Genomic DNA, 16,797 nt, shown 5'->3' with positions numbered 1-16,797 from the left:
ATTTAAGGGATGTTGTACTAGGCGCTGCGTTGTGCGAAAACCGGCGGCACCGGCACCGGCTCATGTGCCACGACCGGCTCCGGGCTGGCGTAGCTGTCCGCACAAGCAGACATACCGGCCGCCCCGGCCATCACCACGCACAGCGTCGCCAGCATGCCGCGCATTCTCTGCGTGGAACTCGCGTGGAAGTGGCTGATGAGGATGAGAAGTTCGAACATGGCGTCTCCGGGGGCAGCGTGAATTGCGCTTCTGATAAATACTGCGCAGTGCCCCGTCGAAATAGCTCATCCCAAAAATATAAATTTCAAAAAATGAGGGTCAGAGTCAGATTGTTTAAAACAGAAAATAGGGTCAGAGTCGAATTGATTGAAACATTTCAAACAATTCGACTCTGACCCCATTTTTATACGGTCGGGCCGTGCGCGTGTTCGATCATGGCGGCGAGGCCGATGTTGCGCGCCACAAAGTACAAGACGACAAAGCCAACGCCGCAAAGAAAAATGAGGGTCAGAGTCAAATTGATTGAAACATTTCAAACAATTCGACTCTGACCCCATTTTTTACTGACCCCATTTTTTAAGCGGGCGGGCCTAACCGTGCACGTGTTTGATTAGGCCAACGAGGTCGATGTTGCGCACCACGAAGTACAAGGCGAGAACGCCGGCGCCGCAAAGCGCGCCGATCAACAGTGGTTTTTTCATAGCTAGTCCGATCAAATGGTGGAAAGGGATTGATGCACGCTCAGACGCGAGGCCCGCCAGGCCGGCAGTCCGCTCGCTATCAGGGAGCAACATAGAATCAGGACGCACCAGGTCGCCATCGCGGGCGTCGACAGCGCCAGCGGAAACGGCAGGCCGAACAACAAGTTGCCAAGGAACGAGGCGATCAAGGCCGACAGGGGCACCGACAACAACAGCGCCAGCGGCAGGCTCATCAAGGCGATGAACATCCCTTCGCACAGCACGTTGCGCAGCAGCACCCCGGGACTGGCGCCGATGCTGCGCATGATCCCCAGCTCTCGGCCGCGCTCGGCCACGCTGCTGCCCATGGCCGCGCCCAGGCCGAAGGCGCCGACCGCCGCCATCAGCGCCGAGATGAACAGCATGGCGCCGATGAGCAGCACGAAATGGCCGTCGGCGTCCTTGCGCATCATCGCCTCGGTGATGCTGATGCCAACTTCAAAGCCGGCGCTCTTTAGCGCCGCCTCGATCCGGCGCGCGGCGCGCTCGACGAACGCCGCGTCGTGCCGCGCCAGCACCACCCTGTATGGCGTGCTCAGGCCCGGCTCACCGGACATGGCGTCGTAACTGGCCCGCGACACGTACACGCTGGCACCGGCCATGTCCTGGCGCGCGATGCCCACCACGCGCAGCGTGAGCGCGCCCTCCTTGCCCGACAGCGCGATGCTGCCGCCCACCCTGGCCGCCGGATTGAGCGCGCTGGCCGCGCTGTTCAATACGGCCGTGCCGTCCTGTCCCGGCTTGAGCCAGGCGCCGTCGAGCATGGCCGGCCTGAAGGTGCCGTTCGATTCGGGCACCGCGTTCACCAGCAGCGTGCCGTGCATGCCGTCCGGGTACACCCGTTCGATGCGCAGGCCGTCGGCGCGCGCCAGCGTGGTCGCGCCGCGCTCCCATGGCTCCACCCGCAGCACCCCGGCCTGCGCCCCGATCACGTCCATGACGCGCGCCTCGGGCGCCGGCTTGCGCAGCATGACCTCGATGTCGTAATGGCGCTGGCCGGCCGCCTGCACCAGGTGCTGGACGGACGAGGCGCGCACATTCAGGCTGCTCATGAACATGGCGCCCGCGGCCGCCAGCAGGCCCACGGTCAGCAGCAGGCGCGCGCGGCGGCGCATGCTGTTACGCAGCGCCATGAGCAGGCCACGGTCGATCCAGCCAAGGCGCGAGAGCGGGCCGCCCGCCGCGCCGAACCGGTCGCGCCGGCTGCCAAAGTCGCTCATCGCCTCCTTCGCGGTGCGCCCGCTGGCAGTCATCACCGGCACAGCCGCGATCAGCAGCGGCACCAGCAGGCCCGCCACCAGCAGCGCCAGCCAAAACCAGTGCGGCACCGAGTCGTCGAACAGCGTGAAGTTGAGCATCTCGCGCAGCACCACGCGGGAGAACGCGCGCGCGGCGGCCAGCCCGGCCGCGCCGCCCAGCGCGGTCGCCGCCAGCGCCAGCAGCCCCACCAGCGCCAGGTACATGGCGGCGATCTGCGCACTGCTGGCGCCGACCGCCTTCATCACGCCGATCTGGCGCGCCTGCTGCGCCAGCATGCCGCCCAGGACGGTCGCGCTGAGCACCGCCGACAACAGCACGGCGATCGCGCCGAACACCGAGAGCATGGTCAGGACCGCATCCATGATGCGCTGGTGCGGATGCTCGCCCGGCGGCGGTATCCGGATCCAGCCGATCCGCGCGCCTTGCCGCTTCAAGGCGGCGGCCAGCCTGGCCACGGTCGCCTCGATCGCGTCGGCATCGAAGGGCCGCTCGTTCACCGTCAGCTTGAGCTGGCGCAGCGTGCCGTCGAGCCCGAGCCCGGCGACGGTGTCGGCGCTGGCGAAGGCGTACACGGTCTGCCCCTGCGAGGCCGGCGGCAGCGCGGCGTCGTGCACGGTGCCGGCCAGCTTGAGCGCGCGCGCGCGCCCCTGCCCCACGCGCACCCTGACGCTGTCGCCGATGCGCGCGCCGGCCAGCCCCAGCGCGTCGCGCTCGAGCAGCAGCGCGCCCGGCGGCGGCGGCCAAGCCCCGGCCTCGGGACGGATCGTGTTGATCCGCATGGCCTTGAAATCGTCGACCACGAAGATGGTCAACGGCAGCGCCGCGCCGCCGCCCGTTTCGATCAGCGCCCTCACGGTGGTGCCGGCCTGCGCGGCGGCGATGCCGGGAAAGGCGCGCACGGTGGCCAGCAGCGGCGCGTCGATGCGTTCGATCTGCAGCGTGGCCGAGGGTGGATTGGTGGCCAGGTAGTTGGCGCGCGTCTCGCGCGTCAGTATCGCCAGACTGCCCAGCATGGTGGCCAGCGCGCACACGCCGGCCGCCATGGCCAGCACGATCAGCGCCACCCGGCCGGGGGTGGCCTGCATGTCGCGCCGCAGCTTGCTCCAACGCGGGCTAAGCACGGGCCGCCCCGCCGCCGCCAAAGCCGTCGCTGGTGCCGGCGCCGTCGCCAAGGCCGTCGCCGGTGCCGCCGCCGGCGCACACGGCGCCGTCGGCGAGCGTGATGGTGCGCGTGAACCAGGGGCAAAAGCCGCGCTCGTGGGTGACCATCAGGACCGCCTTGCCGGCCGCGGCCAGGCCGGCGAACAGGCGCATGATCTGCGCCGTGGTCTCGGAGTCGAGGTTGCCGGTCGGTTCGTCCGCCACGAGGATCGGCGGATCGTTGGCCAGCGCGCGCGCGATCGCGGCGCGTTGCTGCTGCCCGCCCGACAGCGCCGCCGGCAGCTTGTCGGCCTGTTCGGCGATGCCCAGCTGCGCCAGCAGTCCGAGCGCGCGCGCACGCCGCGCGCGCGCCGGGTAGGTGTCGCAAAAGTCCATCGGCAGCATGACGTTCTCGGCCACCGTCAGTGTCGGCAGCAGCTGGAAGAACTGGAACACGATGCCCACCTGCCTGCCGCGCCAGCGCGCCAGCGCCGCCTGCCCCAGCTCGTGCACGGCCACGCCGCCCGCCAGGATCTGGCCCGAGGTCGCGCGGTCGATGCCGGTCACCAGGTTGAGCAGGGTCGACTTGCCGCTGCCCGACTTGCCGACAACGGCGACGAACTCGCCGGCGCGCAGCTCGAGGCTGACCCGGTCGAGCGCGCAGATTCCGCCGGCGCCCCCCACGTAGCGTTTGACGAGATCGCGCGCGATCAACAGTGGTGGTTCGGTGGAGTGCTTCATGCCGGCCTTTGGTTTGGTGGTGGAGTGGTGCCATTACACCGCCGCCAGGTTTCTGGCGTGTGTACGCTTTTGCGCTTTTTGCGTGCCCCGTGTTTCGCCCGGCCCGCCAAAACAAGGCGGAAACGAAGCGGAAACGAAGCGGAAACAATCCGCCGGGACGCTGGCGCGCAAAATCGGCTATAAAGCTGTATGCAGACAAGCGATCACATATTGGTAGTCGACGACGACGACGAGTTGCGCGACCTGCTGCGCCAATACCTCGAAAAAAACGGCTTCAAGGTCAGCACCGCGGCCAACGGGCGCCAGATGCGCGCCGCGCTCGCGGCCGGCGCGGCCGGCGCGGTCGACATGATCGTGCTCGACCTGATGCTGCCGGGCGAAGACGGCCTGGCCCTGTGCCGCTCGCTGCACGCCGACGGCGCCACACCGCTGCCGATCCTCATGCTCACCGCGCGCAACGAGGAGTCCGACCGCATCCTCGGCCTCGAGATGGGCGCCGACGACTACCTGACCAAGCCGTTCGCATCGCGCGAGCTGCTCGCGCGCATCCGCGCCATCCTGCGCCGCGCGCGCATGGTCCCGGCCAAGGTGCGGCTCGGCGACGGCGACGGCGGCCACGTGCTGCGCTTCGGCGCCTGGCAGCTCGACACCCGCACCCAGCAACTGCTCGATGGCGCCGGCGTGAGCGTGGCGCTGACGGGCGCCGAATACCGCCTGCTGCGCGTGTTCATCGAGCATCCGCAGCGCGTGCTCACGCGCGACCAGCTGCTCGGACTGACCCAGGGCCGCGAAGCCGAGGCCTTCGACCGTTCGATCGACATCCTCGTGAGCCGCCTACGCAAGCGCCTGCGCGACGACGCACGCCCGCAGCGGTTGATCCAGACGGTGCGCAGCGGCGGCTACCTGTTCGCCGCCAGCGTGGACGCGGCGACATGAAGTGGGCGCTGCCGCGTTTGCGTCCGACCCTGTTCGCGCGCCTGGCTATCACATGGTGCCTGGTGCTGTTTGCGGGCCATGTCATCGAACACGCGTTCGCGCGCACGCAACTGATGACCGTCCAGGTCACGCGCGCCAGCTATTACCTGGGCAAGGACCTTGGCCTGCTGCTGCCGATGCTGGACCAGTCCGCGCCCCCCGCGCGCCCCGCGCTGCTGCAAAATAGGTCGCGCAAGGCCTACCGTTTCACGCTGGCGGCGCCGGCCCCGCATGCGCCCTCGCCGCTCGCCAAATACAATTACGAGGCCAACGAACTGGCCGCCCTGCGCGCCGAACTGGGGCCGCGCCATCCGGTAGCGGTGAGCGCGGCCGTTGCCGCCAACGAGCGGATCCGCTACCACGTGATGCTCGCCGACGGCAGCGAACTGACCGCCGCCATGCTCGACGAGGTCATCGTCTACTCCAATTGGGGCGGTGTCATTTTCGCCCTGCAGGCGCTGGCCACGGCGCTGCTCACCTGGATCGCCTGCCGCCAGGCGACCCGGCCGCTGCGCCGCCTGTCCGAAGCGGCCGAGCTGCTGGGAGCGTCGATGCAGTGCGAGCCGATCGCCGAGGACGGACCGTCCGAGGTGGCGCGCGCCGCCGCCGCCTTCAACCTCATGGGACGGCGCATCAAGGACCACCTGGCCGAGCGCGTGCGCATGCTGGCGGCCATCTCGCACGACCTCAAGACCCCGATCGCGCGCATGCGCCTGCGCGCCGACCTGACCGAGGACGGGGCGCTGCGCACCAAGCTGCATGCCGACCTCGATGTGATGCAGGTGCTGGTCGAGGAGGGCATCGCCTACGCGCGCAGCGCCGACCGCGTGACCGAGGAGGCGCGCCTGGTCGACATCGGCGCCCTGCTCGACACCATCGTGTGCGACTACACCGACGCCGGCCACCCGGTGCGGCTCGCGGGCGAGGCGAAGATCCTGCTGACGCGCCCGAACACGCTGCGCCGGATCGTCATCAACCTGGCCGACAACGCCCTCAAGTTCGCCGGCGCGGCCGAGATCGCGGTGCACGCCGACCCGCGCGGGCGGCTCGCCATCGTTGTGCGCGACCGCGGCCCCGGCATCGCGCGCGAGCACCTGAAGGCGGTGTGGGAGCCGTTCTACCGGGTCGAGGGTTCGCGCAACCGCGGCACCGGCGGCGCCGGGCTGGGGCTGGCCATCGCGCGCCAGCTCACGATCTCGATCAATGGCACGCTGACGCTGGCCAACCGCGACGGCGGCGGACTCGAGGCGACCCTGACCTTGTAGCGACTTGATCTGACCTAGCGCAGGTTTCCCCCTCATTTTGGTCGCTACCATCAACCATTGCGGCCGACGCCGGTGCGCCGCTGGACTGATGGGAGAATCGCATGGCCTTGTTTTTTCGGATACTCGTGGTGGCGGCGCTGGCCATGTTCACCCTGGCGTCATGTTCGACCCTGTACCGCCCGCCGGTGGTGGTGTATGGCGGCAGCGCCTTCGCCGGCCTGTCCGGCGTGCTCGCGCAGAGCGCCGGCAAGCCGGTCGATGTGGTGCTGGTGCACGGCATGTGCACCCACGACGCGGCCTGGGCGCACGGCGCCATCGACCAGGTCATGCGCGGGCTCGACGCCAACTACCGGCCCAGGGCGCCCGGGCGCAAAGCCGCGGCGGCCGCGCCCGAGATCGAAATCGTGCGGCGCGAGGAGCGCGTGGGCGCGGTCCCGATCCGCTTCTCGGCCCTGGTCTGGTCGCCCCTGACCACCGCCCTCAAGCAGCAGCTCGCGTTCGACATGACCGGCACCCCGACCGACTGCGCCGCGCCCGGCGAATGCAAACCCAGGCGCGCGCGCCTGAACGCCATGTTCAAGGACAAACTGCTCAACGACTGCCTGGTCGACGCCGTCATTTACCAGGGCGCGAGCGGCCCGGCGATCGAACAAAAGGTGATTGCAGCGCTTGGCAAGGTGCTGGCCGACGGCGGCGGCGCGCCGCTGGTGCTGATCGCCGAGAGCCTGGGCAGCAAGATCACCTTCGACGCCCTCAACGCGATGCTGGTGTCGCCCTCGCGCGAGCAGGCCGACGCCGGCCAGGACGCAACCGCGCGCCTGGTGCAGGTGTTCATGGCGGCCAACCAGTTGCCATTGCTCGGGCTGGCCGAACAATCGATCGACACGCGCGCGCGCGCGGCCCGCCCCGCCGGCGCCGGCGCGCTCGAGCGCTTCCTCGAGCTGCGCCGCGCGCTGCCGCGGGCCCAGGACAAGCGCGTCTCGGCCCTGACGCTGGTGGCCATGACCGACCCGAACGATGTGCTGTCGTACCGCCTGCAGCCGTCGCGCTACGCCGCGCCCGACGTCCACGTGGCCGACGTGCTGGTGTCGAACAAGCCGACCTGGTTCGGCCTGATCGAAAACCCGTTCGGCGCGCACAACGACTACCTCCTCAATCCGGGCGTGACCCGCATCATCGCCTGCGGCGCGCCCGCCCCGCGCGACTGCAAATAGGGCCTGCCCCGGGGCTGCTAATCGAGCAGGGCCGCCGTCAGCGAGGCGATTTCGTCGGCCGACTCGGCGAGGATCTTGCGCAGCGAGCCCCTGGGCGTCTCGAAGTCGATGCTGTCGGCCGCCTGCAGCGCGCTCACGCTGCGGCGCGGCTGCAGCGGCGAGGGCACGGGCGCGAGCACGTTGGCCAGCAACAGCGTGTCGCCCAGGGTGCGCGGCGGATGCACGCCCTCCCCCTTCCAGAGCACATCGACCGCCTCGATCACCAGCGCCGGCACGCCGAGCTGGCGCAGCACGCCGCGCCCGATCAGCCGCTCGCCGTATTCGGTCCAGGCTTCGCTGTTGTCGTCGAGCAGACCGGGGAACTCCTCGGCGCGCGAGAGCAGATAGAAGCCGCCCACCTCGTGCACGATGGCGGCGAACATCGCCGTTTCGGGGTCGATCCGCGAGACCTTTTTGGCCAGCACCTGCGCCAACGCCGCCACATGGGCGGTGTGCTCCCACAGCAGCGTCGATTGGGCCCGCAGCAACGGGTTTTTGATGGCGCTGTTCAACTGGCGCACGATCAGCCTGGCGACCATCGACTTTAGGGTGCGAAAGCCGAGCCGGGTGACGGCGGCGCGGACATTGTTGATTTCGTTGCCGTACGGGTTGTAGGCGACCGAATTGGCGATCGCGACGGTGTAGGCCGACAGCAGCGGCTCGGCCATCACGAGCCTGGCCGCCGCGTCGATGTGGCAATCCTCGTCGTCGAGCGCGTGCTGCAGCTTGAGCGAGCCGTTCACATTGGCCGGGAACGTCAATTCGCCCTTGCCGGCCTGCGCCGCCAGTTCCCTGAATATCTCGAGCTTGACCATAGAACCAATCCCCCGGATGAAGAACGCCAAGTATGCACCGAAAATGATGCTTTTGAACAATAAATTGATCATCCCGTTGCGTTTTTACGCCCAGCGGCCGGCCCGCGTGTTCGTCATCGGCGCAAAATCGTCGTCATCGTCAAAAAAACATCGCCATTCCCCGCGCAGAACGCGTCATCCCCGCGAAAGCGGGGACCCATACCGAGCCTGCCCACCCGCGGTGCCCGAAGCGTTGGGCAATTGGCGGTCGCTTGCGCCGGGTGACCCTGGTTTGCGCGTCAGCCGACGCCGCTCGCGGCGCGCTGGAAACGCGCCCTGAAGTCGACCGGCGCCACGTTCAAATGCCGCTGGAACGCCAGCCGCATCGCCTCGGCCGATGCGAACCCGCAGCGCTCGGCGATCCGGGCCACGGGCAGTTCGCCATCGGTCAGCATGCGGCGCGCCGCGTCGACCCGCAACAGCTGCATGTAGCGCCCCGGCGCCACCTTCATCGCCGCCATGAAGCGGCGCGCGAAATTGCGCGGGCTCATCGCCAGCCGGCCGGCCAGCATGTCCACCGAAAGCTCCCGGTCGAGGTTCTCGCCGATCCAGCGCGTCAGTTCCCCGAACCGGTCCGGATCGTGCGCGCCCACCTCGGCCGCCAGTTGCGCGCTGAACTGCGACTGGCCGCCGGGCCGCCTCAGGAACACCACCAGTTCGCGCGCCACCTCCAGCGCGCGCCTGCGTCCCAGATCGTGTTCGACCAGCGCCAGCGCGTAGTCGATCCCGGCCGAGATCCCGGCCGAGCTGTGGAACTTCCCATCGCTGACAAACAGCGCGTCGCGGTCGATTTGCACGCGCGGGAAGGCCAGCGCGAACTCGTCGAAATGGGCCCAGTGCGTCGTCGCCCGGCGTCCATCGAGCGCGCCGGTGGCGGCCAGCGCGAAGGCGCCGGTGCAGATCGAGCCGACCCGCCCGACCCGCGCGCACAACGCGCCCAGGGCTGCCACCAGGGCGCCATCGCGCACGACCGCGCGCGCGCCCGGGCCGCCAGAGAGCAGCAGCGTGTCGGCCTCGAGGCCGGCGTCGTAGACGCTGCAGCCGGCGGCTATCGCGATGCCCGAGGACGTCATCAGGAGCCCGGCCCGCGGCGCCGCCAGCGCCACCCGGTACGGCGCCGGCAAGCCCTCGGCCAGCGCCGCCCCGTTGGCGACGCTGAACACATCGAGCGGGCCGGTGATGTCGAGCATCTGGGCGTTTGGAAAAGCCACCATCAGGACGCGGTGGGCTTGGTGCATGGTCGGCTCCGTTGGCAAGGACATTTGGCAGGAATCAAGGGAAGGCTGTCATTTCCGACAAGGCGTCCCTGCGCATACTACATGAGTGGGCGGGCAGGCCGCCCCGCTTTTTCCACCCGCTTTTTTCCAAGCGCTATTTCTGCACCCGCCATTTCTTCAACTACCGGACAGTTCATCATGAAAAAGACCATCCTCGCCCTGTGCGCCACCTTGCTGCTGGCCTCGATCAGCGCCTGCTCGATGCCGGCGCCATCCAATCTCGACCTGCGCCTGCAACAGCCGAGCGCCAAAAGCCTCTATGCCGTAAGCATGAGATCACTTGCCGCGCCGATCGGCGTCAACCAAATGCATTCGTGGGAGATCCGGGTCACCACTCCGGCCGGCGCCCCCGTCAAGCAGGCCCGCATCCGCTTCGACGGCGGCATGCCCCAGCACGGCCACGGCTTCCCGACCAGTCCCAAGGTGACCAGGGAACTCGGAGACGGGCGCTACCTGCTCGAGGGCATGAAATTCAGCATGACCGGCTGGTGGGAGATGAAGCTCCAGATCGACGCCGCGCCCGGGCGCGACGAGGTCAAGTTCAACACCGTCATCGCCCTGCCCGGCGCCAAGCCATGAAACGGGCGCGCACGCTGACACTGGCGCTGGGCGGCGCCGCGCTGCTGGCCTGCGTGCTCGCCGCCGGCACGCCCGGCGCCGGCGCCGACGGCTGGAGCAAGGGCGAGCTGGCGGCGCTGACATCGCTGCAGTTGTCGACGCTGGCGCCGGCCCCGCCCGACCATTCGAACGCGCAGGCGCGCGTGCCGGCCGCCGCCATGCTCGGCAAGCGCCTGTTCTTCGACCCGCGCCTGAGCGCCAACGGCAAGGTCTCGTGCGCGTCCTGCCACGACCCGGCCAAGCAGTTCCAGGACGACCGCGCGCTCGCGCTGGGGATCGGCACGACCGCGCGGCGCGCCATGCCGCTGGTCGAGACGGCGCGCGGCGCATGGCAGTTCTGGGACGGACGCAAGGACAGCCTGTGGTCGCAGGCCCTCGGGCCGCTGGAGGACCCAAACGAGCATGGCGGCAACCGCCTCACCTATGCGCGCCTGCTGGGACAGCACTACCGCAACGAGTACGAACAGGTGTTCGCGGCGCTGCCCGCGTTCGACGCGCTGCCCGCCGCGGCCGGCCCGAACGGCAGCGCGGCCGAACGCGCGGCCTGGCGCGGCATGCGCGAGGAAGAGCGCGTGGCCGTCTCGCGCGTGTTCGCCAACATGGGCAAGGCGATCGCCGCCTACGAGCACAAGCTGCGCTTCGGCGAGTCGCGCCTCGACCGCTACATCGGCGCCACGCTGCGCGCCGAACCGGGCGCCGCGACATTGCTGACGGCGTCCGAGAAACGCGGCCTGCGGCTGTTCGTCGGCCGGGCCGAATGCATCAGCTGCCACAACGGGCCGCTGCTCAGCGACCAGCACTTCCACAACACTGGCGTGCCCCCGCGCGACGCGCGCGCGCCCGATTCGGGCCGCGCCGCCGCGATCGCCAAGGTCGTCGGCGACGAGTTCAACTGCCTCGGAAAATTCAGCGACGCCAAGCCGTCCCAGTGCCAGGAATTGGCATTCATCGCCGCCGACGACCCGCACATGACGGGCGCGTTCAAGACGCCGAGCCTGCGCAACGTCGCGCTGCGCCCGCCGTACATGCACGCCGGCCAGATCGCCACGCTCGACGAGGTGGTGCGCCACTACGCGCGCGCGCCTGCGGCGGCGCTCGGCCGCACAGAGCGCAAACCGATGGCCCTGTCGGAGCAAGACATCGGCGACATCGTGCAGTTTCTGGGCGCCGTTTCCGGCCCCCTGATCGACCCGACCCCATGAGCGCGGCCCACAACATGGGCCTGGTCATCAGCGCGGCGCTCGCGCTGGGCGTCGGCCTCGCCTGCAGCCTCGCCCGGTTCGACCGCGAACGGGTGTTCTACCCGACGCTGATGATCGTCATCGCCTTGTACTACGCGCTTTTCGCCGTGATCGGCGGCGCGCCCGGCGCGCTGCTGGCCGAGTCGCTCGCGATCACCGTGTTCGCGGGCGCGGCGCTGGCCGGCTTCAGGATCAACCTGTGGATCGTGGTCGCCGCGCTGGCCGCGCACGGCCTGTACGACGCGCTGCACGGCGCCCTGATACACAACCCCGGCGTGCCGCCATGGTGGCCCGCATTCTGCCTCGGCTACGACCTCGCCGCGGCGGGCTACCTGGCCGTCCTGCTGCTGCTTTCACCTCCGCTTTCGCAACCCCAAACCAAGAGAACCGCATGAAGACCGCAACCCACCTTGCCAAACTGCTCCCGCTGGCCGGCGCCCTGCTGTGCGCCGCCACCGCGCCCGCCCTCGCCGCGAGCGACGAAACGATCGCCCCCTACCAGGCGCGCTTCGGCCGCGCGCAGCCCGTGATCGCCGTGATCGGCGAGAGCAGCGGCACCGAGTTGTCCGACTATGTGATCCCGTATGCGGTGCTGTCGCGCTCCGGGGCGGCCGAGGTGCTGTCGCTGGCAAGCCGTCCGGGCAGGCTGCAGATGACGCCGGCGCCGCTCCAGATCGACCCACAGGCCACGATCACGCAGTTCGACGCCCGCTTCCCGGACGGCGCCGACTACATCATCGTCCCCAAGGTCGGCAAGGACAAGGATTCGCGGCTGCTGGCGTGGCTGCGCGACCAGAACAAAAAGGGCGCCACCATCGTCAGCATCTGCGACGGCGCGCTGGCGGTGGCCGCCACCGGGCTGCTCAAGGGCCATCGCGCGACCGCCCACTGGGCCACCGAGGAGCGGCGCGCGAAGGCGTATCCGGACACCGACTGGGTCGCCAACAAACGCTATGTGGCCGACCGCCGCTTCGTCTCTAGCTCTGGCATCAGCGCCGCCATTCCAACCTCGCTGGCGCTGGTCGAGGCCATCGCCGGACGTGCCCGCGCGGGCGCGCTGGCGGCCGAACTGGGCGTGTCGGATTGGTCGTCGCGCCACGACAGCAGCGTGTTCCAGCCGGGTTACGGGCAGAACGCCAAGGCCTTGGCGGCGATCGGCGGGGGCAGGTGGTCCGGCACCAGCACCGGCATCGGGGTGCCGCTCGGCGCCGGCGTCGACGACATCGCGCTCGCATTCACGCTCGACGCCTATTCGCGCACCGGCAGCAGCGTGGCGTTGGCGGTGTCGGCCAGCGCGGCGCCGGTGCGCACCCGCGACGGCCTGATGATCGTGCCCGACCGCGTGGCCGGCGCCGGCGACGCGCCCGCGATCATGCTGCCGCCGTTCGACGCCGCCCCTGCGGCGCACTGGATCGACAAGGCGCTGGCCGGCATCGCCCGGCGCTACGGTCCGGACGCCGCGTTCGGGGTCGCGCTGGCGTTCGAGTACCCGGGATACAAGAACGAAGGGAACTGACCGCGGCAGACTTGTGCGCCCGCCTCACCTGTTGCGTGGGCGGTCGCGGCGGCCGGCGCCGGCGATGCGGGTGCCGCCCAGGGCGGCGATCAGCGACACCACGGCCCAGGTGACGAAGAAAGCGTTGGCGGCCTGCGGATTGGTGGTGAACAGGCTGCCTTCGCGGCCCAGGGCGCGCGCCAGAAACACTTCGTAGGCGAACAAGCCGCCCCAGCAAACCAATGCGGCCAGCACGATCCCGGTGGCGAACCCGAAGATGATTCTCAGCAGTTTCATTTTATGGATGGCAAAAGTTCGTGGAAGTTGGTTAAATAGCCGTCCCCGAAGCTTAGCGATTCCTGCCTGAACGGAACTGCCAAATAGTAACAATCGACGCAGTGTCCTTACGAAAACCCGAGCTTGTTGCTGTTCCTCAACTAAGCGCCAACACGGCGCCACGACCAAACCGGGCGGACCGATGCTTGTTTTGGCCTGGGTGGCGACGCAGCAACAGCGACACACTCAGCGCACCATTCCGCAATCGGGGTCTGACCCCGATAGCGGAACATTGCCGGCGGTAATGGCCCGGCATGGCGCGATCCCATAGGGGAAACCGGCGGCGCGGGACATGGCTTGGTGCAACATTTCGCAACCGGGGTCTGACCCCATTGTTAAATGTTGTTCGGCCGGGGTGGCGACGCAGCAACCGAGGCACACTCAGCGCACTATTCCGCAATCGGGGTCTGACCCGGGGTCTGACCCGGGGTCTGACCCGGGGTCTGACCCGGGGTCTGACCCGATAGCGGAACATTGCCGGCCGCAATGGCCCGGCGTGGCGCGATCCCATAGGGGAAACCGGCGGCGCGGGTCATGGCTTAGTGCAACATTCTCGCCGAGCGCTTGAGCAGCGCCAGCGGCTTCGACATGTCCACGTTGAGCACCCTAAGCGCCAGTTCGCCGATGCGCCCGGGCGGCATGCCCTTGTAGAGCCAGTCCACGATGGCGTCGCCGATCTCGCCGATGTTGAGCATGTTTTTTCCTTTCGGCAGGGCTGCGCGTGGTGCGCTTCGGTCGGAACCGATATCCGATTTTATTACGGTCAGGGTCACCTCCCGGTTCGCAACGGCGGGGCGACCGCGCCGGCGACGAGTCGCGGGAGCAATTTGACACTTTTTTCAAATGTTTGAATCCAAATCCCCCACCCCACCGTAGAAACGTTGCCTGCGCGTAGATGTGCGGCTCGCTTCCGCGTGTTTATTTGCTTTATTGATATTTTGAAATCCAAGTCAAACCAACCAAAAAAGGATAACAACCATGAACAAGGCATTGATCGCGAAGCTCATCGGCGGTACCACCTTCGCCCTGGCGCTGGCCGCCTGCGGCAGCGGCGACGACAACTCGCCCCCTCTGCCTCCGCCGCCGCCGCCGGCGCCGGTCGAGCCGGGCGACGTCGTCATCGTCACCGCCGGCAACAAGCTGATGACGTTCAACCGCGCGACCCCGGGCGCCGTGCGCACCAACCTGTCGATCACCGGACTGCAAAGCGGCGAGACCCTGCACGGCGTCGATTTCCGCCCGGCCGACGGCCTGCTCTACGGCGTGGGCAGCACCGGCCGCATCTATGAGATCAATGTCACCACCGCCGCGGCCACCGCCAAGGCCACCCTGGGCGCCGACGCCACCGACCTCACCGCGCCCTACACGGGCCTGACCGGCACCAGCTTCGGCGTCGATTTCAACCCCGCCGCCGACCGCCTGCGGGTCGTCAGCGACACCGGCCTCAATTTGCGCATCAACGTCGCCACCGGCGCCACCACCACCGACGGCGCCATCAACGGCGGCGCGGCGACGTCGGCCGTGACGGCGTCGGCCTACACCAATTCGTTCGCCGGCACCGCCTCGACCACGCTGTTCGCGATCGACTCGGTCAACAGCACCCTGTACACCCAGAACCCGCCCAACAACGGCACCCTGAGCGTGCCCGTCACGCTCGGCGTGGGCGCCGCCAGCGCCAACGGCTTCGACATCGACGGCAGCACCAACATGGGCTACGCGATCTTCACGGTCGGCGGCGCGCGCAACCTGTACACCGTCAACCTCGGCGCCAGCGCCGCCGCCACGCTGGTGGGCGCGGTCGGCATCGGCGAAGACATCCGCGGCATGGCCGTGCGCGCGCCGACGGCGCCGGCCGCCTTCGGCCTGACCGACGACAACCGCCTGGTCGGCTTCAAGCCGCTCACGCCCAACACGGTCGACACCAATGTCGCCATCAGCGGCCTCAACGCCGGCGAGACCCTGCTCGGGATCGACATCCGTCCGAAGGACGGCGTGATGTACGGCCTGTCCTCGCTCGGCCGCATCGTCACGCTCAACACCACGACCGGCGCGGCCACCGTCAAGGCCAGCCTCGCGGCCGACGCGGCCGACGCCACCCTGCCGTTCGCGGCCATCGCCGGCACCGCCTTCGCGGTCGACTTCAACCCCGTGGCCGACCGCCTGCGCGTGATCAGCAATCTGGGCCAGAACCTGCGCATCAACGTCGACACCGGCGCCACCACCACCGACGGCGCCATCAATGGCGGCGCCGGCGCGCCGGTGCTCACCGCCGGCGCCTATACCAACAGCATCGCCGGCGCGACCGCCACCATGCTGTTCGATATCGACACCAGCAGCGACAACCTGGCCCTGCAGAACCCGCCCAACGACGGCACGCTGGTCAACATCGGCGCGCTCGGCGTGAACGTGGCCGGCGACGTCGGCTTCGACATCGGCGGCGGCGCCAACGGCCTGATACTGGCCGCGCTGCGCACCAGCGCGGCCGGCCCGACCTCGATCTACCGCGTCGACCTGGCCACCGGCGCCGCCACCCTGGTCAACGGCGCGGCCACCCCGGCCCTGTCGGTGTACGGAACGGGCGCGGTCGGACTGCGCGACATCGCGATCTCGCTCAAGTAGGCGTTGCGGCGGCGTTGCGGCGGCGTTGCGGCGGCGTTGGTGGAAGCGTTGAAGTGAGCGTCGGGGGCCCGGTGGCAGCCGGGCCCCCTGGTGGGTTGGCCCGCCCTGGCACTGCCGGGGCAAACCAGACCAGGACGGGCGACCGCGTTGCCCGAACTGGCGCTTGCCAAAGTTGTCAAAAGCAGTCCGTGTGCAAGTCCGGCATACGTGCTTTAATCAAACGCTGCTATTTTCAACATCAACCCTGGAGATTACGATGACATTACGCCTGGGCGATACCGCCCCCGATTTCGAGCAGGACTCCTCGCTCGGCAAAATCCGCTTCCACGAATGGTCGCGCGACTCCTGGGTCGTGCTGTTTTCGCATCCGGCCGACTTCACCCCGGTCTGCACGACCGAACTGGGCCTGACGGCCAAGCTCAAGCCCGAGTTCGACAAGCGCAACGTCAAGGCGCTGGCCCTGTCGGTCGACCCGGCCGAGTCGCACCAGCGCTGGATCAAGGACATCGAGGCGACCCAGAACACCGTGGTCGGATTTCCCATCATCGCCGACGCCGACCAGAGCGTCGCCAAGCTGTACGACATGATCCATCCGGAGCAGTCGACCACGGCCACGGTGCGCTCGGTGTTCATCATCGATCCGCAGCACAAGGTGCGCACGATCCTGACCTATCCCATGAGCACCGGGCGCAACTTCGACGAGGTGCTGCGCATCATCGACGCGCTGCAGCTGACCGACGGCTACACCGTCGCCACACCGGGCAACTGGAAGGACGGCGACGACGTCATCATCCCGCTGACGGTGCAAGACCCCGAGGTCATCAAGCAAAAGTATCCGAAAGGTTTCACCGCCGAGCGCCCCTACCTGCGCCTGACGCCCCAGCCCAACAAGTAAATACAAGTAAATACAAGCAAATAAGAATACGCAACAACACGCAGCAGCACGTCGCACCGGGAACCATGCCCCGCATGGTTCCCCCATG

General features: G+C 68.5%; 16 protein-coding genes. 9 read left to right on the top strand and 7 right to left on the bottom strand.

The window, feature by feature from the left end:
- Positions 1–17 precede the first annotated feature (17 nt).
- From C7C56_RS02940 to C7C56_RS02930, 3 genes are all read right to left on the bottom strand, one after another.
- Complete coding sequence (locus C7C56_RS02940; RefSeq protein WP_106756005.1) at positions 18–218, bottom strand: hypothetical protein; 201 nt, start codon at positions 216–218, stop codon at positions 18–20.
- A 494-nt stretch (positions 219–712) separates the two neighbouring features.
- Positions 713–3,121, bottom strand: a complete 2,409-nt coding sequence (locus tag C7C56_RS02935; RefSeq protein WP_146204255.1) for an ABC transporter permease — start codon at positions 3,119–3,121, stop codon at positions 713–715.
- On the bottom strand, positions 3,114–3,881 hold the full coding sequence (locus tag C7C56_RS02930; RefSeq protein ID WP_106756003.1) for an ABC transporter ATP-binding protein: 768 nt from the start codon (positions 3,879–3,881) through the stop codon (positions 3,114–3,116). The genes C7C56_RS02935 and C7C56_RS02930 overlap by 8 nt, the downstream gene beginning before the upstream one ends.
- Before the next feature lie 189 nt (positions 3,882–4,070).
- On the opposite strand from C7C56_RS02930, the gene C7C56_RS02925 reads away from it, so the two are divergent.
- From C7C56_RS02925 to C7C56_RS02915, 3 genes are all read left to right on the top strand, one after another.
- Positions 4,071–4,817: a response regulator gene (locus tag C7C56_RS02925; RefSeq protein WP_106756002.1), complete on the top strand. Its 747-nt coding sequence runs from the start codon at positions 4,071–4,073 to the stop codon at positions 4,815–4,817.
- On the top strand, positions 4,814–6,121 hold the full coding sequence (locus C7C56_RS02920; protein ID WP_106756001.1) for an ATP-binding protein: 1,308 nt from the start codon (positions 4,814–4,816) through the stop codon (positions 6,119–6,121). Before C7C56_RS02925 ends, C7C56_RS02920 begins: the two co-directional genes overlap by 4 nt.
- Positions 6,122–6,222: 101 nt before the next feature.
- A complete protein-coding gene (locus C7C56_RS02915) occupies positions 6,223–7,335 on the top strand; it encodes a hypothetical protein (protein ID WP_146204254.1) in 1,113 nt (370 codons plus the stop codon).
- Positions 7,336–7,352: 17 nt separating this feature from the next.
- Here C7C56_RS02915 and C7C56_RS02910 read toward each other — a convergent pair whose 3' ends face one another.
- The gene (locus C7C56_RS02910) at positions 7,353–8,189 is read right to left on the bottom strand and encodes an HDOD domain-containing protein (protein ID WP_106756007.1); all 837 of its coding nucleotides are present in this window, start codon (positions 8,187–8,189) and stop codon (positions 7,353–7,355) included.
- A 278-nt stretch (positions 8,190–8,467) separates the two neighbouring features.
- On the bottom strand, positions 8,468–9,466 hold the full coding sequence (locus tag C7C56_RS02905; RefSeq protein WP_106755999.1) for a GlxA family transcriptional regulator: 999 nt from the start codon (positions 9,464–9,466) through the stop codon (positions 8,468–8,470).
- 177 nt (positions 9,467–9,643) lie between these two features.
- Here C7C56_RS02905 and C7C56_RS02900 point away from each other — a divergent pair, with 177 nt between their 5' ends.
- Genes C7C56_RS02900 through C7C56_RS02885 form a run of 4 tightly spaced genes read left to right on the top strand, consistent with a single transcriptional unit; the run spans position 9,644 to position 12,880 of the window.
- Complete coding sequence (locus C7C56_RS02900) at positions 9,644–10,084, top strand: FixH family protein (RefSeq protein WP_106755998.1); 441 nt, start codon at positions 9,644–9,646, stop codon at positions 10,082–10,084.
- Positions 10,081–11,325, top strand: a complete 1,245-nt coding sequence (locus C7C56_RS02895; protein WP_106755997.1) for a cytochrome-c peroxidase — start codon at positions 10,081–10,083, stop codon at positions 11,323–11,325. The genes C7C56_RS02900 and C7C56_RS02895 overlap by 4 nt, the downstream gene beginning before the upstream one ends.
- Positions 11,322–11,759, top strand: coding sequence for a hypothetical protein (locus C7C56_RS02890; RefSeq protein WP_219933093.1), 438 nt, complete (start codon positions 11,322–11,324; stop codon positions 11,757–11,759). Before C7C56_RS02895 ends, C7C56_RS02890 begins: the two co-directional genes overlap by 4 nt.
- On the top strand, positions 11,756–12,880 hold the full coding sequence (locus C7C56_RS02885) for a DJ-1/PfpI family protein (RefSeq protein WP_181372997.1): 1,125 nt from the start codon (positions 11,756–11,758) through the stop codon (positions 12,878–12,880). The genes C7C56_RS02890 and C7C56_RS02885 overlap by 4 nt, the downstream gene beginning before the upstream one ends.
- Positions 12,881–12,904: 24 nt before the next feature.
- Here C7C56_RS02885 and C7C56_RS02880 read toward each other — a convergent pair whose 3' ends face one another.
- Positions 12,905–13,156, bottom strand: a complete 252-nt coding sequence (locus tag C7C56_RS02880) for a hypothetical protein (RefSeq protein ID WP_106755995.1) — start codon at positions 13,154–13,156, stop codon at positions 12,905–12,907.
- A 578-nt stretch (positions 13,157–13,734) separates the two neighbouring features.
- A complete protein-coding gene (locus tag C7C56_RS28560) occupies positions 13,735–13,890 on the bottom strand; it encodes a hypothetical protein (protein ID WP_181372996.1) in 156 nt (51 codons plus the stop codon).
- Between the two features lie 283 nt (positions 13,891–14,173).
- On the opposite strand from C7C56_RS28560, the gene C7C56_RS02875 reads away from it, so the two are divergent.
- Together C7C56_RS02875 and C7C56_RS02870 are read left to right on the top strand one after the other, a co-directional pair.
- Complete coding sequence (locus C7C56_RS02875; RefSeq protein WP_106755994.1) at positions 14,174–15,814, top strand: DUF4394 domain-containing protein; 1,641 nt, start codon at positions 14,174–14,176, stop codon at positions 15,812–15,814.
- Between the two features lie 256 nt (positions 15,815–16,070).
- Complete coding sequence (locus C7C56_RS02870; protein ID WP_106755993.1) at positions 16,071–16,709, top strand: peroxiredoxin; 639 nt, start codon at positions 16,071–16,073, stop codon at positions 16,707–16,709.
- Positions 16,710–16,797 lie beyond the last annotated feature (88 nt).

The sequence above is a fragment of the Massilia glaciei genome, assembly GCF_003011895.2.
In the GTDB taxonomy this organism is placed as follows: Bacteria; Pseudomonadota; Gammaproteobacteria; order Burkholderiales; family Burkholderiaceae_D; genus Telluria_A; species Telluria_A glaciei.
Note: the sequence above shows the minus strand (reverse complement) of the source record. Positions and strands in the feature narration are given on the sequence as shown.